Origin of the sequence: Psychrobacter sp. W2-37-MNA-CIBAN-0211 (assembly GCF_040309405.1) — a bacterium.
Taxonomy (GTDB): domain Bacteria; phylum Pseudomonadota; class Gammaproteobacteria; order Pseudomonadales; family Moraxellaceae; genus Psychrobacter; species Psychrobacter glaciei.
Genome location: NZ_JBEOOU010000018.1, coordinates 44,061 through 67,610, shown reverse-complemented (window position 1 = coordinate 67,610; position 23,550 = coordinate 44,061). Strand labels below are relative to the sequence as shown.

Here is a 23,550-nt window from a genome sequence, read left to right as displayed (position 1 = left end):
ACTAGGGCGTGTTGAACATTCACAAATAGGCACTGCTGATCGCTAAAACTGCTCCAAACAAGGCGTAAAACGACGGTAATGCTAGTGCCTTAACTAGGTTTACAACGCAGTATGGGGAAGTTTTAGCATTAGCTCTAATATCAACAGAGGGAGACAGAACTATTTTTTGCCACTTCATTGTTAAAAATAGACGCTTAGAATAACTAAACTTACTGTTTTTAACGTCGAACTGTCTAAAAAATAGTTTCTGTCAGTGCCATGGTTGAATGTTCAACACGCCCTATAGTCAGGTCAATATAAAAAAGGGACAGCGTGACTGGTATAAATTTTTCGTAGCCTCTGTCTGCGTAAGCACAGCAAGCAAGAAAAATTTGTGCCAGTCACGCATCATAATGTCGTGTACCCATTTTATTTAGTATCAACTATATAGCCATATTTTGATTGAAACCGACCTTCTATAACGTCAAATAGCATACCTAAAAATATGAATCATAAAACCAGTGATAGCGCTAATAGCCGCCTTAATACTCATATTAATAACAAAGCTGACAATAGCATTGATGCCAGCCAAAGCAATTGGTATGCAAAACTGCATCCCATTGGCACCGCGCAGCAAACCACTAAACCAAAACGACTGCTGAATTTGAGTATTTTTTTTAGGATTTGGCTTGCGTTGGCGTTGGTATTGATTATCTGCGGTGTGGTCGCATTTACTCAGCTGTTTGGTTATGTCAAACCGACGGCGCAGCAAGTCATCGAAGACACGTTATTAGATACCAGCAAATTGCTGGCGGCAAGTTTACAGATGCCACTGTCTTCAGGGCAGCTATACGATGATGCTTATCAAAGAAGACTTGATGCGGCATTTATTGGCATGCCAGTAATTGGAAAAAATCAAGAACCAGAGTATAAAAACAAAAATTATAGCAGCTTTCGGATATACGTAACGGATGCTAAAGGCGTCGTCATATACGATTCTCTGCCTGAACCCGACAATGAGGAAGGACGAGATTATAGTCGCTGGAACGATGTTTATTTAACGTTAAAAGGTGAATATGGTGCTAGAAGTACGACACGAGACCATAGTCAGCGCGATGGTACGGTCATGTATGTGGCGCAGCCAATAAAAAATAACGCTGGCAACCTGATTGGTATCGTCAGCGTCGGCAAGCCTGTCGCGAGCGTGTTGCCTTATTTGGACAATACGCGCAATCGCATGCTTATCACAGCACTGCTCATGAGTATTGCTGCCCTTATGTTAGCAGGACTGGTCGCATGGTGGCTTAAGCAAAGCATCACCTTGGTTACCCAATATACCAGTGCGCTGGCAGAGGATACCAAAAAGCCCTATTTTTACTTAGGTCATGAGCTTAACAGCCTAACAAATACCATTGAATCTATGAAGCATCGGTTGGAAAATCGTGCCTATGTCACCGACTATGTCCATACCCTCACCCATGAGCTCAAAAGCCCCTTAACCGCTATCCGTGCCAGCAGTGAGTTGTTAGAAGACGACGGGCTTGATGAGGAAGACCGACAGATGCTCATTCAATCCATTGGTGAACAAAGTATCAAAATGCAGCAATTAATTGACCGTTTGCTATTACTTGCCAAGGTTGAACAACCGACCTTTAAACTGAATCAACAACTTACTCCCTTATTACCGTTGATTCAGAGCCTTGCAAAAGACAATAGTGCTAAATTGCAACAGCAGCACCTAGCACCTATCGACATCTATCTTGATGATAAACGGGTTACTGAAGCAGTGACTTTATCACCAGATATCTTGGCAAATACCAGCGTTTTCGCTGACCAGTTTTGGTTGGTACAGGTGCTGCAAAACGTATTGGATAACGCCATCCACTTTGCCGATAGTACAGTCGCTATTTATCTGCACAGCACCGCGCAAAACAATTCTGCGCGAACCGTAACTATCGATATATTTAATAATGGTAAATTATTACCTGATTACGCCGTTGGTAAAGTATTCGACCGTTATTTCAGTTTATCGCACCAGAGTCAATCTACTGATACTACATCAGAGCCTCTATCAATATTTTCAACAGAGAAAAGTTCAACTGCCGATACTGAGCAAACACAGCCTAGCATGTCTGGCAATACGCCAAAAAAAGGGACGGGACTTGGCTTAACCTTGGTCAAGCAAGTTATTGAGCATCATGGCGGTCAGGTTACTATTAAGAATATTAAAGCAAATAGTGATGACAGTAGTAGCAATATCAATGAAAGCAATGAAAGCAATGAAAGCAATGAAAGCAATGAAAGCAATGCTGCTATTACGCAGTATTCAGGCGTGATGGTCAGTATTACCTTGCCTTTGGCTAAAGAATAAATGTTTGGCTAAAATAGACGCGCTCACTTTCTATACTCAAAAAAAATGATTAATAACGACAATTCATTAAATTTCCATCGTTCCTACACAGGTTTTCTATCTGCTTGTTTTACGATAACGTCATTCAAATTCGTTATCAAAACTAAGGATAGAAATGCTATGAAAAAACCTACTAACCAAAACCAAGTGATAAAAAATTGCTTAGGCTACAATCGTCAGCATTGCGCACAGACTTTATCGAACCAAGGCATCGATAGTATCGCATTCGGCCATTGGTTGGCCATTCCCAGTCAACAACTGCTATTAGTATTTCGCCATCAGCAGTGTGTGGCGGTTGATGATTATCAAGTAGCTGCTTAGAACTATTATTAAGGCTACGAAAAACTCATCCCAGTCGCACTGTATCTGTTTCAAAGTGAATTCACTACATTATTAGTTTGCTGATCGCGCCCTACCTGTTGAATCACTCATTTTTAATCTTCCACAAAAAAACCCTTGATTATTTCTAATAAAATTATCAGAAACAATCAAGGGCTTAAATCTCTAGGGTATAATTCGAAAAACCACCCTAAGTAATCGACTCTACTGGCTGCATCACATCTGCGTTTTGACCGCGATGACGCAGATAGTGATCTAATAAAACAATGGCTAGCATGGCTTCTGCAATGGGCGTGGCACGTACCCCAACGCAAGGGTCATGACGCCCTTTGGTGAGCATATCAACCGACTCTCCTTGCGTATTGATACTCTTGCCAGCCGTCGTAATACTAGAGGTTGGCTTAAGTGCAATACTGACACAGATATCTTGTCCTGATGAGATACCACCTAAGATGCCACCCGCATGATTGGCAGTAAAGCCATCTGGCGTCAGCTCATCACGAGAGCTATGACCAAACTGCCCTGCGACTGCCATACCATCACCGACCTCAACGCCTTTGACGGCGTTGATACTCATCATGGCATGAGCAATATCTGCATCGAGACGATCAAATACTGGCTCACCCAGTCCAACGGGTACACCGCTAGCGATAATCTCTAAGCGTGCGCCACAGCTAGTACCTTCGCGGCGCAGTTTATCTATCAAAGTCTCAAAGCGACTGACAGCATCGGCATCGGCGCAAAAGAACGGGTTACTATTTACAAAATCCCAATCGATTTGGCTTGGGTCCAGTACATTGCTGTACTCATTGCCAATTTGCGTGACATGACCACGGACTTGCACACCCAAGCGTTCTTGTAGATATTTCTTAGCGATAGCACCTGCCGCCACACGCATCGCAGTCTCACGCGCTGAGGAGCGCCCGCCACCACGATAATCACGAAAACCATACTTCATACTATAAGTATAATCAGCGTGACCGGGACGGAAGGTATCTTTAATCTCGCTATAGTCTTTGGATTTTTGATTGGTATTACGAATCAACAGGCCAATAGACGTGCCGGTTGTCTTACCCTCAAACACACCAGAGATAATCTCAACTTCGTCAGACTCGCGGCGCTGGGTCGAGTATTTAGACGTACCCGGTTTACGGCGATCTAGATCAATCTGCAAATCTTCTGCGGATAATGCTAACCCCGGTGGTACGCCATCGATGATTGCCATGAGACCAGCACCATGCGACTCACCGCACGTGGTAACCGTAAAAACTTGCCCAATACTATTGCCTGCCATATTTATCCTTAAACAAGTAAACGCAACTTATGCTAATTTGACCCATTATTTATAATTATTGACTGCCAGTCTAGACCTATTGATGACTGTCTAACATCTGCACAAAAGGAGCAAACAGCTGACGATGCGCCATTAGCTCATCATAGGTAATCGCAAACACCCCATGACCGCCATGAGCAAACTTCAACCAGTCAAACTGAATCTCAGGATAGGCTTGCTTTAGTGCCCATTCGCTATCGCCCACTTCACAGACAAGTAGACCTTCTGGGCTTAGATAATCTGGTGCTTCAAAAAGAATGCGATGTACCAGATCCAGTCCATCTTGACCTGCCGCTAATGCGTGCTCAGGCTCGTATAAGAATTCAGGTGGTAAATCTGCCATGATGGCAGCATCGACATACGGAGGATTGGTAACGATAAGCTCGTATTGATTTTCAGCAGGAATCTTGGCAAACAAATCCGACTCAATCACATTCACTTGATGACCAAGATCATGGTGATCTACATTGACCATCGCCACTTCAAGCGCACCTTTATCAATATCTACGGCATCGACCAATGCATCGACGAAACGTGTTGCAATCGCAATTGCAATACAACCAGAACCCGTACATAAGTCTAAAACACGCTCAGGCTGTGATAGTTGCTTAATATCTAAACCATGATCGTAAAAAGCGGTTGCCTGATCGTTGACATTTATACCCAATGGCTTGGCCAGCTCATTGGTATCAAAGTACGGATGGAACTGCTGCCGAATCAGCTCTGCCACAGGTGAACGCGGAATCAAGACTCGCTCATCGACATAAAAAGGCAGGTCACAAAAGTACGATAAATTAATCAAATAGCTCAACGGTTTACGCTCAGCGATACGCTCTTCTAGCAAGCTCAGTACCACTTGCTTCTCTGATGTGGTCAACCGGCAGTCTAGGATCTGCTCATTCGCCGACCAATCTAACGACAAAGAATGCAATACTATCGCCGATGCTTCAGCAAACTCATCAGTCGTTCCTTGAGCCACGACCACATCATAATTGCGAAGCTGAGTAACCGAAAAACGTATAAAATCGCGAATACTGACCAGCTGCTCGCGTGCTTCTTCGAGCTCTGCAGGCAAATTGGCAAATTGATCGTCTTCACCGAGAAGCCCAGTCTCTGAATCAAATACCATACCACCCTCTAGACCATCGTCGTTGAGGTACTGATTTTGAAACTCTTCTGCGCTCATTGTTTGGTCTTCTGACATATCGCACCTTGCTGGTTACATGTCCACTGACGACATGCGGGTAAGTTAAATTGCTCTTTATAATGAGCTGACTTATTAAATAAGAATCTAGCCAACCATTATAGACGCAAACGCTAGATAGCGCCAATCACTGTGCTTTTTAGTGTAAAAAAATAGCATATATAACAAGTGACTTACGTTAAAATCCAGCAAAACTTCATACATACCATGGCTAAATTATTGCCCAACTGTAGTGAATACGTCAGCAGTTGACGTTTAACACCCTACGGACATAAAAATATGTGTCAAAAGTTTGCGAAGCTTATTAATTATGCGCATAATAGCTTCATTAGTAGCAACCACAAGTAACTCAATATGATGAAAATAAAACCGCTTATTACTGCCATATCTATCGTTGTCGTTAGCGCCAGTGCTACTGCATTTGCTGCCACCGCTGACAGTACTCGCACATTGCCAGTACGTACCGCTGACTCAATGCCTAGTATCGCCAAGAAAGTCAGCCTTAATGTGCAAGAGAGTCGCGCTCCTGTCACTGCCGCAAAACCAGCTGACCGCATGACGCAATTGATTGATTCAAAGCAAAAGACTAAGCCGTCAGCGCCAGCAGCCACTGCTGATAACATGAGCGCAGAAGAGCTGACCCGTAAGGATGAGCAATCTGACAGAACTGACGATATGAGCGAAGGCCAGGCCGTTGCCGCCCCTAGCGATGTCTCGTCTATTGACTCATCTGACCCTTTAGCTTTTGAATTGCCTGACAGCGAAAAACGTCAAGACTTCAGTGATGACCCTACCATCAAAAACATCGAAGACAAAGATGGCAAAAGATATACCACGCTAAACTTGTCCAACTACGCCACACAAGTCAACGATGCTGTTTGGTCACCAAGCATGAAGGTCAACTCAGCGATGACCATTAAGATGCAGGCATTGCTCGATTGGAACCATGCTTCTCCTGGTCCTATCGATGGCGGCTGGGGTATGAACAGCAAAAAAGCCCTGATCAATTTCCAAACCATGAAAGGCTTGCCAGCAACCGGAAAAATGGATCAAAAAACTTGGAATGCCTTGATTAAAAACATCGCTGCTAATAAGCCGGTGCTAGTGACTTATACGCTGACTGAAGATGATATAAAAACCAACTTCGCGGCCACTCCTTCTGGTTCAGAAGCAAAGTCAAAAATGAAAGGCTTGTATTACCAAGATATCAAAGAGATGCTGGGTGAGCGCTTCCACATGGACGTACGTTATTTAGACAAGCTCAATAAAAATAAAACGTATACCGCTGGTGAGACAATCACTGTATTGAATACTCGTGAAAAGCTCAATCAACGTATCAATCGCGTGGTTGCCAATAAAGCAGACAAAACGCTGTACGCTTACAATGATGATAAACTGGTTGCCACTTACCCAACGACCGTTGGTAGTGATGCCACACCATCACCAAAAGGTACATTTAAGATCATCAATAAAGTCAAAATGCCTTGGTATAAAGCAACCGTTGGCGAAGGTGCTCAAAAGAAAATCCATATGTTACCGCCAGGACCGAACAATCCAGTAGGTGTGGTATGGATGGGAATGTCTAAACCTTCTTATGGCTTACATGGCTCACCAGTACCTGAAGGTATCAGTCGCCAAGGGTCAGCAGGTTGTGTACGTTTGACCAACTGGGATGTGTTAGAGGTTTATGCCAATATCGAAAACGGCGCAACTGTTGTCCTCAACTAAATTGGCTTAACGACGAATGTACCACTCGTACTCGTCGATCGAATAAGCAATCAGAAATACTAAACAAAAAAGACCCTCTTAATAGGGTCTTTTTTTATGGCTGAATTTCACCAAACACTGACACATTATTCATAAATCAGCAGAAAAAATATCAATGTAAAATATAGTCAAGGAATTTTAGAATCGCCCATCGTGCTGCGCCTTATACTTTGTAACCTTCCTCGTTACCAGTAATGCTGCCGACTTTTTTGGTGAAAAATAAGCCTGCAGGAATAGAGCACAAAATACCCGCTGCTACTGCCATTTGGATATGGGGTATCTCATTGAACCCTGTGACCAAGGCGCCAATCATAAAGACACCAATGGTAACTGTTGAGGCGATTGCATAGATGACAGAAAATAATGGCCAGTTCATAATTTATTCCTCATTTTTATTGTGGATATAATACCTTTATACACTAAACCCACAAAAAAAGTAAGTATTTAATTAAAACCTTCAAGCCATTTATATCGGGTGATCTAGCATAAAGACCCTAATATAATTAAGGATTTATATACGATATTATTTATCATAAAAAACAGTAAAATACGTTGCTTTTATCAGCTATCAGTTGATTTTATATCTGCTTATTTCCCGCCTGCCTAGTCGTAAAAAACTCATACGCTTTTCTAAATTTATCATTACAATAGTGACTTTCTGTCATTCTCTAAGAAAGTTTTCCGCTATGACCTTACCTCATAAACATTTATCTGTTGAGTCAGTAACGACAAAAGACGCCTCAGACGAGATTGACCTTCAACAGGCATCAGAGTCTGTTACTCATACAAATGCGACTGATGAAACTAAGGTCGATGCAACGTCGAGTCCAAATGATGAAATCGATACTCATAGGACTTTGGATAATAGAACCTTGGATAATGAAACTGTAAATAGTGAAGCTTTAAATAATGAAAATTTAACGAATTCTGAAAGCGACATTGAGCAAGACGGTATCGAGCAAAAAGATCTAGGTGCACAGCCGCCTCAAGCTAAAGTAACGATGGAATCGCTTGGACCGGATGTGGTGGTTGCGAGCGTTGAAACATCGGAGCCAGAAACCCAAGTATCTGCCGACATGGAAAAAACAGAAGTTGGCGTGTTAAATGCTGATAATGCAGAAAAGCAAGGTACTGAAAATGGTCAGGAGACGCTAGTCGATGAAGCCACAGTTGAAGCAGAGGATACTAACGATTCTGCGGCGCTGAATACTGCTAGCAAAGCCAGTCATAATGAACCGACAGCAGATGCAACTCATTCCAAGACAGACGAAAACATGTCCGTAGAAAATACGAATGTAGAAAACATCAATGACGACAATGCTGAGCCAGATACAGATACAGATACTATAATAAAGGCGCAAAATAAAGACGGTGAGGAAAAGGACGAAGTCAAAGAACAAAAAGAAGCCAAACTGGAGTCTTATAAGCAATTTGTCGCTGAGCAGTTTAACAATCAAAAGGTAGACTATCCAGAAGTACGCGTCAGAATTGAAGCAAATGCGCTGCCCAGCAAAATGTATTTTATCATGAACATACTTTCTGCCATCATCGCCAGTTACGGGTTGGTGACCAATTCAGCCGCTGTCGTCATTGGTGCGATGTTGGTCGCCATGATGTTAGGTCCGATCACAGGAGTGGCGCTAGCGATTATCGACTACCGTGCGCCGCTGTTACGTAAGTCGCTTATTACGGTTATTGCTGGTATCTCACTGGTCGTATTGGTCGGTTTCGTCGTTGGTTGGCTGCACAAAGATCAACCGTTGACGGCAGAAATCCTATCACGTACCCAACCCACTTCCATGGACTTAATGATTGCCTTAGCGGGTGGTACTGCTGGTGCTTATGCGATGGTATCACCGCATTTATCAGTCGCCGTCGTGGGTGTGGCAGTCGCCACGGCCTTAGTGCCACCTCTTGCCGCCAGTGGTATTTTATTTGCCAATAGTGAGATTCAGCTTGGCTTTGGTGCTCTACTGTTAGCCATTACCAACATTATTGCAATCCAATTTACCAATGCGCTTGTATTGTGGCTTTTAGGCTTTCGTCGTTTGGTCAAGGACGACTATAAATCAAACACCTATCTGACTTTTTTGCAACGTAATGCAGTGACCCTGCTGTTGTTAGCAGGATTAGGCACTTACTTAACTATTAATCTACAAACCAACGCCAAACAGCAAGTGTTTGAAAGCAGCGTCAAAGAAGCCATCAATAGCTACTTTATCGATAAGGGTAATGTGCTGACCAATACTCAGTTTGATACCTCGGAAGAAAATAAAGTCGTACGTGCGGTCATTCGCGGAGAGACGACGCCTACCTCATACGATGTACGACAAATCGAAACCGTCATTACTCAAGATATGGCAGAGAATTTTCCTGAGTATTTACCCATTAAGCTACAGCTGCGCTACTTGCCAGTACAAGTCATTGAATCGGATCCATTGATACAAGACAAACTCGACAAGACCGATGCGGCGATTTTGACCAATTAGCTTTTATACGCTACCAAAACCATCGACCATCTAGAGACGCAGAATAACACAGCAGTTGTAACTCTTGTACCAAGAGCTTAGGCGTTTGTGCTAAAATCGCTTGCAAAATTATTTAATCCTTTTTTATATTAAAGCCATCTTTAATCCCATCCGTCAGTAAGGAGCCGCTGTGAGCCAGCCATTTCGCTCAGCCGATATTCGTCAAGCTTTTATCGATTTTTTTATAAGCAAGCAGCATACCCCTGTTTCTTCGTCTAGTTTGATTCCACATAATGACCCGACATTGCTGTTTACCAATGCCGGTATGAATCAGTTTAAAGAAACCTTTTTGGGTATGGAACCACGTGACTATACACGTGCGGTGACCTCGCAAAAGTGCGTACGTGCTGGCGGTAAACACAATGATTTGGATAATGTCGGCTATACCGCCCGTCATCATACTTTCTTTGAAATGCTTGGCAACTTCTCCTTTGGTGATTATTTCAAGCAAGCAGGTATTGAATACATTTGGGAGTTTTTGACGTCAGATAAATGGCTAGCGATTGATAAAGACCGCTTGTATGTCACTATCTATGAAACCGATGACGAAGCCTTTGATATTTGGAATAAGAACATCGGTATTCCAAGTGAGCGCATTATCCGTATTGGCGATAATAAAGGCGCGCCTTATGCCTCTGATAACTTTTGGACGATGGGCGACACGGGTCCTTGTGGCCCTTGTACCGAAGTCTTTTATGACCACGGTGCCGATATCGAAGGTGGCTTGCCTGGCACGCCTGAAGAAGATGGCGATCGCTATATCGAGATTTGGAACTGCGTATTTATGCAGTTTAACCGTCAAAAGGACGGTACATTGTTACCGCTACCAGCCCCAAGTGTCGATACTGGCATGGGGCTGGAGCGTATTAGTGCCATCATGCAAGGCGTGCATGGCAACTATGAGATAGATTTATTCACTCATTTGATGGATGCTGCTGCTGAGATTTTAGAGATTAACAATGAGCAACAATCATCCTTAAAAGTCATCGCAGATCATATTCGTGCCGTGTCATTCTTAATCGCTGATGGCGTCATGCCAAGCAACGAAGGGCGTGGCTATGTGCTGCGCCGTGTGATTCGCCGCGCCGTACGTCATGGCAACAAGCTGGGCGCTGATAGTGACTTTTTCTACAAGATGGTCGCGCCGCTCGTGGCTGAAATGGGCACAGCTTACCCTGAGCTAAAAGACAAACAAAGCGTCATCGAAAACGCCATTCAAAAAGAAGAAGCACAGTTTGCTAAAACCTTGGCGCAAGGTCTGCGTTTGCTTGCCAGCGAACTTGAAGGGTTACAAGATGGCGATACGCTCTCTGGTGAAGCCGCCTTTAAGCTCTATGATACGTATGGTTTCCCGCTTGATTTGACCGCTGATATCACTCGTGAGCGTGGTATTGTGATTGATGAAACGGAATTTGACGAGCATATGCAAGCACAACGTGAGCGTGCGCGTGATGCTGGCAAATTCGATGTCGATTACAGCAGCGTTATCCAAGTAGAGACGCCAACGACATTCATCGGCTATGAGCAGCTTGAAGAAGATGGCGTGACTGTTGACGCGCTTTATCAAGACGGCAACCCAGCAGACAGCTTGACGGAAGGTATGGAAGGCGTTGTGGTACTTGATCGCACGCCATTTTATGCTGAAGGTGGTGGTCAAGTGGGTGAGCTTGGTGAAATCCGCACTGCATCAGGGGTCTTTGAAGTACAAGATACCAAAAAATCGGGGCAAGCCATCATTCACTATGGTGTTGTGACCATGGGTGACATTAGCACTAAGCAAACCGCTGAAGCACAAGTGCTCTCTAGCATCCGTGCGGCCAGTGCCAAAAACCACTCCGCCACACATCTATTGCATGCAGCGCTAAGAGAAGTATTGGGCGACGCGGTCACGCAAAAAGGCTCATTGGTTTCAAGCGAAGTCTTACGTTTTGACTTCTCTTATGACAAGCCCGTTAGTACTGCTGAAATCAGCCGTATCGAACGTCTCGTCAATGAACAAATCCAAGCCAACACTCCTGCCCGTATTGAGAATATGTCGATTGATGACGCCATGAAAAACGGTGCAATGGCATTATTTGGCGAAAAGTACGGCAGTGACGTTCGTGTACTGACCATGGGTACAGACACTATCGTTGATGGTCAACGCAAGCCCTTCTCTATCGAACTATGTGGTGGCTTACATGTACAGCGTACTGGTGATATCGGTGTGCTTAAAATTACTAGCGAATCAGGTATTGCAGCTGGTATCCGCCGTATTGAAGCCGTCACTGGTATGAACGCGGTCAAAAACATTCAGCAAAGCGAACAACAATTGAGCGAGCTTGCCAGTCAGCTCAAAGTAAAACGCCCTGAAGTCGCTCAGCGTGTCCGTACCATGGCAGATAAGCAACGTGATCTAGAAAAACAACTAGAGCGCTTGCAGCAAAAAATAGCCAGCGCACAAGCAGCCAACTTACTCGACGACGTACAGACTATCGCAGGTACGCCAGTTCTTATCAGCACCCTAAGCGGTATCGATGGCAAATCAATTCGTACGCTGATGGACGATATCAAGTCAAAACTGCCTGATAGCGTCATTGTATTGATTGGTGATAAAGATGAGCAATTGGCATTAGCTGCAAGTGTGGCAAAGTCTGTTACTGCCAAAGTGAAAGCCGGTGATATCATTCGTCATTTGGCGGGTGAGCTTGGCGGTAAAGGCGGCGGTAAGCCTGACTACGCACAAGGCGGCGCACCAAAATCTGGTAACAGTGCAGCGGTTATCAATGCGCTACCTGCTTGGATTGAAGCCCAGCTTAGCTAAGCTAGCAAAAACACGGAGCTTCACGCTGATCTATAACGCATAGAATACGTGATTGGTTATAACCATTATAACCAATCGCCATATATCTAAGCAGTACTGAGACTTAAAGTTACGCTGTAGATATGGTATAAAGGTCGACGTTTGAAGATATTACTCATTCACTGAGGTTGAAGCAAATACCACTATATGAATGAAAGACATAGGGCGTAACTCTTATAATCTGGCTTTATCTATATAAACATTGACGAGTATCGTGTTGACTCTTATCGATGATAATAAAAGGTCATTATTGAATAATAGGTAGATTTTTATGGCGTTAATAGTACAGAAGTATGGCGGCACCTCAATGGGCAGTATCGACCGCATCAAAAACGTCGCGAAACGAGTCAAACGCTGGCATGACAATGGTCATCAAGTGGTTGTCGTGGTCTCTGCCATGAGCGGCGAAACCAACCGTTTGATTGATCTGGCCCGCCAAATTAGCTCTCAGCCTGACCCTCGTGAATACGATCAAATGGTTTCAACGGGTGAGCAGGTTTCTATCTCACTGCTGGCCATGGCGATTAAAGAGCTTGGTATTGGCGCCCGTTCATTTACTGGTCGTCAAGTGCCGATCAGGACCGATAGCTCGCACAACAAAGCGCGTATCGAAAGTATCGATGATAAAAACATACGCGAGCAGCTAGATGCTGGCAATATCGTTATTGTGGCAGGCTTTCAAGGTATCGACGACGAAGGCAATGCAACCACACTAGGGCGCGGCGGCTCTGATACGACAGGCGTTGCGATTGCAGCGGCTTTGGGTGCTGATGAGTGTCAGATTTATACCGACGTCGATGGCGTCTATACCACTGATCCACGCGTTACCTCAAAAGCCAAAAAGCTTGAAAAAATCACCTTTGAAGAAATGCTTGAGATGGCAAGTCTTGGCTCTAAAATTCTACAGATTCGCTCAGTAGAGTTTGCTGGTAAATACGGCGTGCCACTACGTGTACTTTCTAGCTTTGATGAAAATACTGACGGCAGCTTTGACCAAGAGTTTCAAGACAACGTGGGCACCCTAATTACGATAGACGAAGGAGACAATATGGAACAGGCAATCATCTCAGGTATCGCGTTCAATAGAGACGAAGCAAAAATCTTAGTACGCGGCGTGCCTGACCACCCTGGTATCGCTTCTGCTATCTTAAGCCCAATTGGTCGTGCCAATATCGAAATCGATATGATCGTCCAAAACCTTTCGGATAATGGTACTACCGACTTTACCTTCACGGTTAATCGCACTGACTTAGATAAGACGCTAAAAGTGCTTAATGAAGAAGTCAAAGATGAAATTGGTGCCAAAGAGATATCAGGCAACAGCGAAGTTGTTAAAGTTTCATTGGTTGGCGTTGGCATGCGCTCACACGCAGGTGTTGCCAGCCTAATGTTCCAAACCTTAGCCGAAAACAACATTAATATTCAAATGATATCGACCAGCGAAATCAAAGTGTCTGTGCTGATTCAAGACCAACACTTGGAAAAAGCCGTTAAGTCATTACACACCGCATTTGGCCTTGATCGTGAAGATGGTGAAAGCAAAATCGCTGGGCTATAAATGCTATAACGAGCATATGCCAGAGTTAGTAGTTATCAATTAAAAAGCTATTGATTACTTTTAGTAAAATTTAATTAAATAGGGTCTTATTAGATCCTATTTTTATTTTTTATTATTGCTCTGGTTCGTATATAGCTAATAGTTTTGTGAAAACCCGTGACAGTATCTGTTATGCCCCCTATAATGGGGCTTTCATTTGGGCTAAATGAATCTACCTATCATTACCGCTATTCGCCTAACTTTAGACATAGTAGCTTGTAAGTTAAATACAAGAGATGTCTAGTGCGATGGTAATGTCCTGCAATTGAGATGTAATCTGATGAGTAATAATCTGTTGATGCGACATAAGGAGTGTGACGCATGTTAATTTTGACACGCCGCGTGGGCGAAACGTTAATGATTGGCGACGAGGTCAGTGTGACTGTCTTGGGCGTTAAAGGCAATCAGGTGCGTATCGGTGTTAATGCACCAAAAGACATTGCCGTACACCGCGAAGAAATTTATCAACGTATTCAGCATGAGCGTTCTGTACAGTCGCAAATGCAGCATCTTGAGCAAGGCAGTTTTGCGCCTTCATTTGATGACGAAGACTATTTCAATCGCTAAGCTATAACAGTTAACGCTTAATCAATAATTATTATTGAATATATATAAGCATTATATTTTTATAAGCAGTGTACACAAATACTGTATTTTTGATTTTTTAATCTGCTCTGAGGTCATTTATTTATGAGTATCCGCCAATCAGATGTATCGGCTCTACTTAATGGTTTGAATAAAAAAGCCATTGGATTCAATGATGTCATCAGTTTTATTGATGATTTTTATCGCTATGCGCCCGCTCCTTTCGTTAATGGTATGGTGCATAATGCAGCGGGTGAAAATGAAGGCAGTGCGAAGATTTTTGGTTTTGCTAAGCACCATGGTCTGAATCAGTTGGACACGCTAAAGCTATTCGGCGAACACTATGTCAAGGTTCAAGCTACGCCTAACGGTACTGACCACGCCAATATTCGCAACTTTTTACATTGGGGTTGGCAAGGGTTTTTGATGCAAAAAAATCCATTGACCGTTCGCCCTAGTGTTGATACCACTGCACTTTAATTATTTTTGAGCATGCAAAAAAGCCACGCTATTATATAGCGTGGCTTTTTTATTGAGCAACTACGGCTGTGATTAGCGATACTCTTGCTTATATATCACAAAAATTATTTATCAAGAAATTTAACCGGCTGGATAGCACCTTTAGGATTGGGCATATTGGGATAATGATGCTCGTGCTCCACATCACATTCAGCACCGACGATGGAGCCATTGTCTTTTACGGGTTTATGAATATAACCGGTACGCTCGGCAGCAGGTAGATGCTCATGTTCCCAAACCATCACTGCTTGCATACAGGTGTCGCGCTGCTCAGCCGTTAATTTGCGACCATCCGGCCATTTGCCAAGCTCAATAGCCATACGAAATTTATCGACCATGTCAGGCGTTAGTGTTGCTAATATTGTTTGCTTGTCCATATTATTCTCCGCTACTATTTTTTATACGACAACTGCTTTTATTCATCATCCATAATATCATCATCGATATCAAGACTGAATTCTTCGGCATGGACATTCCAGTGTAATTTGGTACGGCAGGCTTCATAAAAATCAAACCCTGGTGGATGCAGCAGCGTCAGCTTATCAGGGTGCTTACGAATATAAAGCCGCTGCTCTTGATCGAGTGGTATGCTTGGTTTGCCATCTGCACTAACCATCGGTTGCGTGCGATTGTCCTCATGGATACGAATACAAACTTCGCTATTACCACTGACCACAATTGGACGGCTGGATAAGGTATGCGGATGCATGGGCACTAAACATATCGCATCCATACTCGGATGGATAATAGGCCCACCACCAGAGAGTGCATAGGCTGTCGAGCCAGTAGGCGTCGCAACAATCAAGCCATCGCTATGTTGCCTATAGACATCATGACCATCAATTTTCAATTGAAAATCAATCATATGTACCGACTTACCCGCATGCAATACGATATCATTGAGCGCCATATCTTCATGGATGATGTTGCGCCCTTCTCGTATCTCCATCGTCAGTAGAAACCGATGATCCAACTGATAATCGCCCATCAATACTTGACGCAATTTAAAAGCAGCTTCATCAGGTTTAACATCGGCCAAAAAGCCAAGACGACCACGGTTGACACCCAACACAGGTACGCGATAACGTGCCAGTGCTTCAGCAGCATGCAATATGGAACCATCACCACCGACGACGATGACCAAATCACAAATCTCACCAATCAAGCTACGCTTAACGATTTTGACTTTTTCGATCTCAGTGAGATCCAAGGTTGGTAGATGGGCGGTTTGCATGTCCATGATCAAGGTGAGATTCATCTCATTGATCGTTTGGGCAATCTGCACCAGACTTTGGGTGACGCTGCGCTTGCCTGCGCGCCCCATTAGCCCAATACGCCGAAACGCAGGGTTTTTGATGGCGTGGAACAGCTCTGATTCATGTAAGTGTGGCAATCTTTCGGACTGCGCGGAGTTTTCCATAAAACGACTCGGAATAACGGTAAATTACAGAGTAATGATAGCGATAAATGAGCGCTTAAACTAGCATGTTTTATCAATTATCGTTGTTAACTGTCGTAATCGACCCCATATATCTACCATTACACGCCCCTTTATAGCCCCTTTATAGCCCCTTTATAGCCCCTTTATAGCGTGTTTACAGCGCTACTGAGCATCATTGCCCATCAAACACAAATAAGTCATACCGTAGCTGCATCAGGCCTCGACAGCCGTCACGCAAACACAGTTGACAATAACCGAGCTTTTGCTAAAGTAGCAGTAATTTATATCATTTTTAATTAAGGACATATGTATGGCCAATCCTATTGTCAGTCGCGCAGAGCTTGCGATCGGCGGTCAGCCGATGACCGTCAAAGGTGTCATCCAAAAGACCAGCTTGTTGCTTGGTTTATCTGCTATCACTGGTATCGGCTTTTTCTTTTATGCGCTGATGGCAGGTCTATCACAAAGCTTTATCACCATGGCAGCCTTCGGTAGTATGTTTGCCGCTTTTGGTCTCGCGATTTTTATCACTTTTAAACCGCAAAAGGCCAAAACCTTTGCCGTCCCTTATGCACTCTTAGAAGGTATCTTCTTGGGTGGCATCTCGCTATTCTTTATGAGAATGTATCCAAGCGTGCCAGTAACTGCAATGTGTGCAACCTTTGTGACAGCAGCCGTTATGCTAGGGCTATATCGCTCTGGTCTCGTTAAGGTAACGCAGAAATTCCGCTCTATCGTCACCTCAGCGCTTATTGCCATCATGCTCGTTTATGTTGCGCAATGGGTACTTTCTTTAGCTTTCGGTTCGAGCTTACCTTTCTTATTTGAAGGTGGCGTTATCGCTATTGGCTTCAGTTTATTTGTGATTGTTATCGCTTCTTTTACGCTATTACTTGATTTTGATAACATTGATCGCGGCGTAGCAGCTGGTATTTCTGAAGACTACGAATGGTTATTTAGTATTGGTATTCTTGCGACGCTAGTATGGATGTATATCGAATTTATGCGTCTCCTCAGCTACCTACAAGACTAATGTAAAACCTATCTAATAATAATGACACGTAAAATAAAAAAACCGTCTTTTGCTAAAGGCGGTTTTTTTATGGGTGGAACTAGGGTCTGTTAAACATTCAAATGTGGTACTGGCAGTGGCTATTTTTTAGACAATACGCAGTGAAATTTTTGACGCCTAGTTATTCTAGGGTAGACACTTTCGCCATGTATTGGCAAAAAATAGCCCTGCCCTGAAAGGCTGATACTAAGCGCGTTTTAGACGCAGTGCATTTAATACCACGAATAACGAGCTCAATGACATTCCGATGGCGGCAAGCCAAGGTGGGACATAACCGAACGCGGCAGGCAATAATACAATACTGTTATAAGCCAATGCCCAGCGGAAGTTTTGTTTGATGATACGTTCCGTTTTATCCGCGATACGCTTGGCAGCTGTAATGGCTTCTATTTGTCCATTAAGGATGATGCTGTCACTCGACACTTGCGCCAAATCTGCTGCGCCAGCAATCGAAGTCGACACATCTGCTGCTGCCAACACGGGCGCATCATTGATACCATCACCAACCATCAGCACGACTGACCCTTGCGCTTGCAGCTGCTGGATATGATTGACCTTATCCGTTGGCGACAAACCATTATATGCCGACTGCATGCCCAAACTCTCCGCCATGACCAGCGCCTGTGGACTGGGGTCGCCCGTCAGCATCACAGACTCAATCCCTAAGTCTTTGAGCGTATCCAGCATTGAGCGGGCGTTATCACGCACTTTATCGCTAAAGTAAAAACACGCCAGCGCTTGCCATCCACTTGAGGAGCTTGTTTGACAAGACAACACAACCGCTGAGCTGGCACGATGGCTCAGTAAATCAATCGTTAAATCATTGTCTACATTTTCACCAGTGGCGCTTTTATCCAAAGCAAAATCCATATGACCAATACGATATAGAACGCCATCAATCATGGCTTCTACCCCGCCTGCTGGATAATGCTGCAAGGCTTGAGTGGGTGGCAGATGTAATTGATAAGCGGCAGTCAGTAGCGCATGAGCAATCGGATGGCGACTGCCTACTTCTAAGGCAGCCGCTATACCTAAAAAACGGTCTTTTTGCAAAGGCAATGCGCTTGAGTCAGCGTTTTCATTTTGGCTGACCGGTTTTATTAGCTCAATGTTCAGTAAGTTTGGCTTGCCATAAGTCAATGTCCCTGTCTTATCAAAGGCCACATGAGTAATCTCTGCTAAAGTTTGCAGCGTATGACCACGCGTGGTCAAAAATCCATAGCTGGCCAATCGATTGGTAGAGACAGTCAAAGCAATCGGCGTGGCTAGTGACAGAGCGCAAGGACAAGTAGCGACCAATACCGCGACAGTTGCCCAAATAGCTTGGCTTGGATCGACAAAATACCAGCCGATAAACACAAATGCTGACAACACTAAAATCCGCGCCACAAACCAACGAGCCAGCTTATCCGCTTGCTGTGCCAGTTTGGGCTTTTCACTCATGGCACGGTTCATCAGCCGATCAATCAGCCCAATCTGACTGTCTTCTGGCAGTGCCGTGACCAGCATCTCAAACGGCTGACTGTCGTTTTGCGCGCCGCCGACGATATAGTCGCCTTGGGTCTTGATGATTAAATCACCTTCGCCCGTCAGCAGACTTTGGGAGACGGTCGCAGTTGGACTAAGCAAAATACCATCACTTATAATCTCAGACCCAGCCTCAACCATGATGATATCACCCACTTGTAAGCTTTGAGCGGTCACCATCTGTTTTTGTTCTGCGCCATACGCTGGCTTTAATAAATCTGGCTTTAATAAATCTGGCTTTGATATGTCTGGTTGACGGCTAGTTTGTTGCCAGTCTTGAGCTATACGATTGGTTATTTGATGGACATTGGCGTCCATACTCTGCATAAAATTGGGCGTGTACTTTGTCGGAGCACTTGCCACAGCGCTGATTGGACTTTTAACACCTGTCTCATGAACTGCCTGATTAATAGTACTCGTATCTACTTTATCAAAGGCATTTTGTTGTAACTGCTGCAAAATGAGCGCAGCGTCTTCTTTGTTTTCAGCAATTTTTTGTACTAAAACTGGCTCCACCACTACTAAGTCATTGGCCATCGTCGCCGCTTTTAGACGGGCATTATGCTCGATATAACGCCCTGCCAATAAGAAGAAAATAAACATGCTGACCGAATCATAATAGGTCTGACCATGTCCAGTAATGGTGGCGTACAAACTGGCGAAAAAAGTGACAATCAAGGCGATACTGACCGGTACATCCATATTGACTTGGTGCGCGCGAACTGCCGACCATGCAGACGTAAAGAACGGTATGCCCGCATAAAAGAACACGGGAATACTGACGAATAACGACACCCAACGCAAAAAGTCGCGCTGTAATATCAACATCCCGCTATATTCACCAAAATATAATGCGACCGCATACATCATTGCTTGCATCGCGCCAAGAGCAGCAATTCCTAGGCGTAGCAGCATCTTGTTATTGTGCTTAGCCAGCATTGCTTCATGGGTATCTTGACGGTAAGGCTTGGCTTCGTAGCCTATTTCATTGATAACGGCTAGAATACGGCTGATAGGCAGCTTATTCTGGTCCCAAATGACGCGCATACGCTGATTGGTCAAATTGACCTGACACTTACTGATGCCATCAATCTCATAAAGACGCGATTCGATGAGCCATGTACAGGCAGCACAGCGCAAGTTATTAACGGACAATTCTGCCACCGACAGACCATCTTGAGCATAGACGAACTGTGACTTTATCTCATCGTGATCATAGGCTTCGAGCCGCGTCAGCTGGGTGGGCAAACTTGCCGTACGGTTGATTTCCGAGCGATCGAGATAATATTGCTCAAGCCCAGCTTCAACGATGCTTTGAGACGCCAATTGACAACCCATGCAACACATCTCACGGGATTTACCCAATATATCGGCATAAAATGGCGGCTGCGGCACTGGATCGCCGCAGTGAAAACAATGACCAGCAAGGGGCAGCACCAACCCTTCTGTGATAGAGTTGTCTTCATAATGATGGCTGGAGGTTGGCATTGGTGAGGGGGCACTAGACATAATCGCGCTTACTTCCTTTAGACAGGTTTGCTCGAACCTAATTCGCTTTGAGTAAACTTGCTATCATCAAACGTGCTTACTTTTACTTAAAACAGCTATTTTAAATAGGTTCGGCACTGCTAGCACAGAGGGAGAATCAACCGCTAATTCATAAAAAAAACATCGTTAGAATAATCGTAAATTGTTATCTTATATGGCATCCACAGAGCAAATTAAAAGCGCGCTGTGTTTTCGTATAAACATAGCCGTCAACAGATCGATTATACTATAAGCCAGTGCTGTGAGTAGTATAACCCCTCACAGTGTAATCCCAATGAATGCCTGCGTTGATGATGATAGATTGAAAAATTTGTCAATTTGCGTCATTATGAGGCAGTTTTTTATCCCTAAATGGTGCATCATCCGTGCAAAAATATAATTCTAAGCTACCAAACGCCAAGCTCTCTTCGCCATCTACGCCTTCTGTCAGCACGCTACCCTCTCAGCAGCGCGGCTTGGTGTTTAGTAGTATTTTATTAATTGTCATTATTGCTGGCATGGTGCTACTGGCGCTGTATTTGATCAAGCTTGATCGCACCATTACCCACAAGTTCGAAGGTAAGCGTTGGGATATTCCTGCCAAGGTATACTCGCAGCCGCTTGAGCTTTACCAAGGTGCCAATGTCGATAACAGCACGATTAAGACATGGCTTGAGCTGCTTAATTATCAAAGCAATAAGGCGTATGATCGCACTGGTACTTATCGTAAGTCCGGCAATACTTATTTTATCCATACCCGCGGTTTTACCTATAGCTCTAGCGATATAGACACTGAGCAAGTCATCAAAATGACGATTGCCGGTAATAAAATTGAGTCGATTCAAAGCACTTTACCAGCTAAGAGCGGCATTATTCGCCTTGAGCCAGTTAGTATCGGTGGCATTTACCCAGACAGCAATGAAGATCGTATGGTCGTCTCTTTAGATGAGGTGCCACAGCCATTAATTGATGCGTTAATAGCCACAGAAGATCGCGGCTTTTATGAGCATAAAGGGGTATCGATACGTGGTATCGCTCGCGCAGTCATCAATAACTTCTCTGGTGGCTCGAGACAAGGTGGTTCGACCATCACCCAGCAGCTAATTAAAAACTTCTATCTAAATTCAGATCGCACCCTAAAACGCAAAGCCAATGAAGCCTTGATGGCTGTGCTACTTGAGCTCCATTATAGCAAAGATGAAATTCTGCAAACGTATCTAAACGAAATTTACTTAGGACAAAACGGCAACCGCTCTATCAATGGTTTTGGTTTGGCAGCACAGTTTTATTTCAATCAACCGCTGAACGAGCTGCGTTTAGATCAGCAAGCCTTGCTCGTCGGTATGGCAAAAGGCCCAAGTGTCTATAATCCACGTCGCCATCCAAACGATTCAAAAGCACGTCGTAACATTGTTCTTAGCAACATGCTAGAGATGGGTACGCTCAGTCAAGCAGACTATGATAAAGCCATAGAGAGATCGCTGGGTATCGTTGATAAGCCTGTCGAAGGTAAAAGCCAGTTTCCTGATTTTCTCGATATCGTCAAACGTGAATTGAATACCGTCTATTATTCTGATGACCTCAAAAACGAAGGTCTGACGATTATCAGTACGCTCGACCCTATTGCCCAACTAGCTGCTGATAAAGCAGTCGATAAAAAACTGGGCGAGCTACGTCGTAGTAGCAGCAAAACCAAAGACTTACAAGGGGCCTTGGTCAGTGCGAATCCAGAGACTGGCGAGCTGGTCTCCGTAGTCGGTAGCGGCAGTGAATTTACCGGCTTTAACCGTGCTGTCGATGCCAAACGTCAAGTCGGTTCTTTGTTAAAGCCAATCATTTATATGACAGCGCTCGAAAGTGGTCGCTATAATTTGGCGAGTTCCGTCGATGATTCACCGATTACGGTCAATCTAAATGACGGTACGAAATGGAATCCAAAAAACTATGACAATCGCGATCATGGTTATGTCCCCTTCACCACCGCTCTGTCTCAGTCTTATAACCAAGCAGCGGTACGCTTAGGCATGGAATTTGGGATCAATACTTTTGCCAAGCAGCTACAGCGTATGGGTATTAAAGAGAAAATATCGCCCTATCCTTCTGCTTTGCTAGGTTCTGTCAATCTTAGCCCCATGGATATGCTTGGTATCTATCAAGTATTTGCTACGGGTGGCTTTCGGACACCTATTCACAGCATTCGTAGTGTCATTGATGATCGCGGTCGTATTTTACAGCGTACAGGACTTAATACGCAGCGTAGCATTCCACCTGAGACTAACTTTTTGACCAATTACGCGCTACAGCAAGTGGTCGCCAGCGGAACGGCTAAACGAGCACAATCACTTGGTAGTAACCTAAATCTCGCGGGTAAAACAGGCACCACAAACGATTACCGCGATGCTTGGTTTGCTGGTTACAGTGGTAACTATGTCAGCGTGGTTTGGGTCGGTCGTGATGATAACAAACCAATTGGTCTAAGCGGCGGTACGGGTGCATTACCAGTATGGGTCGACTATATGAGTCGCTTAAAGTTAACACCGGTATCACTACCTGAGCCTGAAGGTATTGAATGGTTATGGCTTGAAAACAATTCTGGCAAGCTGTCAAATGAGCGCTGTGCTGATGCACGCTATCTACCAGTGATGTCTGCGCATTTACCCGAAGAAGCCAGCAGTTGCGCCATTGGGTTGTATCAACAAGATAGCGCTCGAGAACAGAGTGAGCAAGGCGCTATCAATCAGCAACGCCGCCGCGAAGGCTTAGACATTCCAAATGGCGAAGCCGTTGATACTGACAACCAAAATGATAGTGATGCGCAGAACGGTGCTGACACTTGGTACGACCGTGCGGTTGAATGGTTCTAAAATTGTTTTTAAAACT

15 protein-coding genes and 1 pseudogene are annotated in these 23,550 nt (G+C 44.3%); 10 read left to right on the top strand and 6 right to left on the bottom strand.

Features of this window, described 5'->3' with window-relative positions; translation table 11 throughout:
* The first annotated feature begins 484 nt into the window (after window positions 1-484).
* Window positions 485-2,350, top strand: a complete 1,866-nt coding sequence (gene creC / locus AAEY72_RS13475) for a two-component system sensor histidine kinase CreC (protein WP_352310928.1) — start codon at window positions 485-487, stop codon at window positions 2,348-2,350.
* A 159-nt stretch (window positions 2,351-2,509) separates the two neighbouring features.
* Window positions 2,510-2,710 (top strand): hypothetical protein, encoded by a 201-nt coding sequence (locus tag AAEY72_RS13470; protein WP_352310926.1) that lies wholly within the window; start codon window positions 2,510-2,512, stop codon window positions 2,708-2,710.
* Between the two features lie 208 nt (window positions 2,711-2,918).
* Here the strand turns inward: AAEY72_RS13470 and aroC are convergent, their stop codons facing one another.
* Window positions 2,919-4,022 (bottom strand): chorismate synthase, encoded by a 1,104-nt coding sequence (gene aroC, locus AAEY72_RS13465; RefSeq protein WP_352310924.1) that lies wholly within the window; start codon window positions 4,020-4,022, stop codon window positions 2,919-2,921.
* A 76-nt stretch (window positions 4,023-4,098) separates the two neighbouring features.
* A complete protein-coding gene (gene prmB / locus AAEY72_RS13460; protein ID WP_352310922.1) occupies window positions 4,099-5,265 on the bottom strand; it encodes a 50S ribosomal protein L3 N(5)-glutamine methyltransferase in 1,167 nt (388 codons plus the stop codon).
* Between the two features lie 474 nt (window positions 5,266-5,739).
* On the opposite strand from prmB, the gene AAEY72_RS13455 reads away from it, so the two are divergent.
* The gene (locus tag AAEY72_RS13455) at window positions 5,740-6,993 is read left to right on the top strand and encodes a L,D-transpeptidase family protein (protein ID WP_502945382.1); all 1,254 of its coding nucleotides are present in this window, start codon (window positions 5,740-5,742) and stop codon (window positions 6,991-6,993) included.
* A gap of 202 nt (window positions 6,994-7,195) precedes the next feature.
* Here the strand turns inward: AAEY72_RS13455 and AAEY72_RS13450 are convergent, their stop codons facing one another.
* On the bottom strand, window positions 7,196-7,408 hold the full coding sequence (locus AAEY72_RS13450) for a hypothetical protein (protein WP_189584363.1): 213 nt from the start codon (window positions 7,406-7,408) through the stop codon (window positions 7,196-7,198).
* A 310-nt stretch (window positions 7,409-7,718) separates the two neighbouring features.
* Between AAEY72_RS13450 and AAEY72_RS13445 the strand changes: the two genes are divergently transcribed.
* The 5 genes and pseudogenes from AAEY72_RS13445 (at window position 7,719) to AAEY72_RS13425 (ending at window position 15,064) form a co-directional block, all read left to right on the top strand.
* Entirely contained in the window at window positions 7,719-9,521 is a 1,803-nt protein-coding gene (locus tag AAEY72_RS13445) for a DUF389 domain-containing protein (protein ID WP_352310918.1), read from the top strand.
* A 169-nt stretch (window positions 9,522-9,690) separates the two neighbouring features.
* Window positions 9,691-12,363 (top strand): alanine--tRNA ligase, encoded by a 2,673-nt coding sequence (alaS, locus tag AAEY72_RS13440; protein WP_352310916.1) that lies wholly within the window; start codon window positions 9,691-9,693, stop codon window positions 12,361-12,363.
* 310 nt (window positions 12,364-12,673) lie between these two features.
* Complete coding sequence (locus AAEY72_RS13435; protein ID WP_352310914.1) at window positions 12,674-13,960, top strand: aspartate kinase; 1,287 nt, start codon at window positions 12,674-12,676, stop codon at window positions 13,958-13,960.
* Between the two features lie 360 nt (window positions 13,961-14,320).
* Window positions 14,321-14,488, top strand: a pseudogene (gene csrA, locus AAEY72_RS13430) (carbon storage regulator CsrA); the annotation flags it as partial.
* 201 nt (window positions 14,489-14,689) lie between these two features.
* Window positions 14,690-15,064, top strand: coding sequence for a HopJ type III effector protein (locus AAEY72_RS13425; protein ID WP_352310912.1), 375 nt, complete (start codon window positions 14,690-14,692; stop codon window positions 15,062-15,064).
* A gap of 104 nt (window positions 15,065-15,168) precedes the next feature.
* Here the strand turns inward: AAEY72_RS13425 and AAEY72_RS13420 are convergent, their stop codons facing one another.
* Both AAEY72_RS13420 and AAEY72_RS13415 read right to left on the bottom strand, forming a co-directional pair.
* Entirely contained in the window at window positions 15,169-15,480 is a 312-nt protein-coding gene (locus AAEY72_RS13420; RefSeq protein ID WP_010199419.1) for a YeaC family protein, read from the bottom strand.
* Window positions 15,481-15,518: 38 nt separating this feature from the next.
* On the bottom strand, window positions 15,519-16,523 hold the full coding sequence (locus AAEY72_RS13415; protein WP_010199415.1) for an NAD(+) kinase: 1,005 nt from the start codon (window positions 16,521-16,523) through the stop codon (window positions 15,519-15,521).
* A gap of 331 nt (window positions 16,524-16,854) precedes the next feature.
* Between AAEY72_RS13415 and AAEY72_RS13410 the strand changes: the two genes are divergently transcribed.
* The gene (locus AAEY72_RS13410; RefSeq protein WP_010199412.1) at window positions 16,855-17,577 is read left to right on the top strand and encodes a Bax inhibitor-1/YccA family protein; all 723 of its coding nucleotides are present in this window, start codon (window positions 16,855-16,857) and stop codon (window positions 17,575-17,577) included.
* 225 nt (window positions 17,578-17,802) lie between these two features.
* On the opposite strand, the gene AAEY72_RS13405 is transcribed toward AAEY72_RS13410, so the two are convergent.
* Window positions 17,803-20,652, bottom strand: a complete 2,850-nt coding sequence (locus tag AAEY72_RS13405; RefSeq protein ID WP_352310910.1) for a heavy metal translocating P-type ATPase — start codon at window positions 20,650-20,652, stop codon at window positions 17,803-17,805.
* 404 nt (window positions 20,653-21,056) lie between these two features.
* Here AAEY72_RS13405 and mrcB point away from each other — a divergent pair, with 404 nt between their 5' ends.
* Entirely contained in the window at window positions 21,057-23,534 is a 2,478-nt protein-coding gene (gene mrcB, locus AAEY72_RS13400; protein ID WP_352310908.1) for a penicillin-binding protein 1B, read from the top strand.
* The last annotated feature ends 16 nt before the right edge of the window (window positions 23,535-23,550 follow it).

Coding starts and splice junctions, on each gene's coding strand:
- creC (WP_352310928.1), top strand. CDS start 485: ATGAATCATAAAACCAGTGATAGCGCTAATAGCCGCCTTAATACTCAT.
- AAEY72_RS13470 (WP_352310926.1), top strand. CDS start 2,510: ATGAAAAAACCTACTAACCAAAACCAAGTGATAAAAAATTGCTTAGGC.
- aroC (WP_352310924.1), bottom strand. CDS start 4,022: ATGGCAGGCAATAGTATTGGGCAAGTTTTTACGGTTACCACGTGCGGT.
- prmB (WP_352310922.1), bottom strand. CDS start 5,265: ATGTCAGAAGACCAAACAATGAGCGCAGAAGAGTTTCAAAATCAGTAC.
- AAEY72_RS13455 (WP_502945382.1), top strand. CDS start 5,740: ATGCCTAGTATCGCCAAGAAAGTCAGCCTTAATGTGCAAGAGAGTCGC.
- AAEY72_RS13450 (WP_189584363.1), bottom strand. CDS start 7,408: ATGAACTGGCCATTATTTTCTGTCATCTATGCAATCGCCTCAACAGTT.
- AAEY72_RS13445 (WP_352310918.1), top strand. CDS start 7,719: ATGACCTTACCTCATAAACATTTATCTGTTGAGTCAGTAACGACAAAA.
- AAEY72_RS13435 (WP_352310914.1), top strand. CDS start 12,674: ATGGCGTTAATAGTACAGAAGTATGGCGGCACCTCAATGGGCAGTATC.
- AAEY72_RS13425 (WP_352310912.1), top strand. CDS start 14,690: ATGAGTATCCGCCAATCAGATGTATCGGCTCTACTTAATGGTTTGAAT.
- AAEY72_RS13420 (WP_010199419.1), bottom strand. CDS start 15,480: ATGGACAAGCAAACAATATTAGCAACACTAACGCCTGACATGGTCGAT.
- AAEY72_RS13415 (WP_010199415.1), bottom strand. CDS start 16,523: ATGGAAAACTCCGCGCAGTCCGAAAGATTGCCACACTTACATGAATCA.
- AAEY72_RS13410 (WP_010199412.1), top strand. CDS start 16,855: ATGGCCAATCCTATTGTCAGTCGCGCAGAGCTTGCGATCGGCGGTCAG.
- AAEY72_RS13405 (WP_352310910.1), bottom strand. CDS start 20,652: ATGTCTAGTGCCCCCTCACCAATGCCAACCTCCAGCCATCATTATGAA.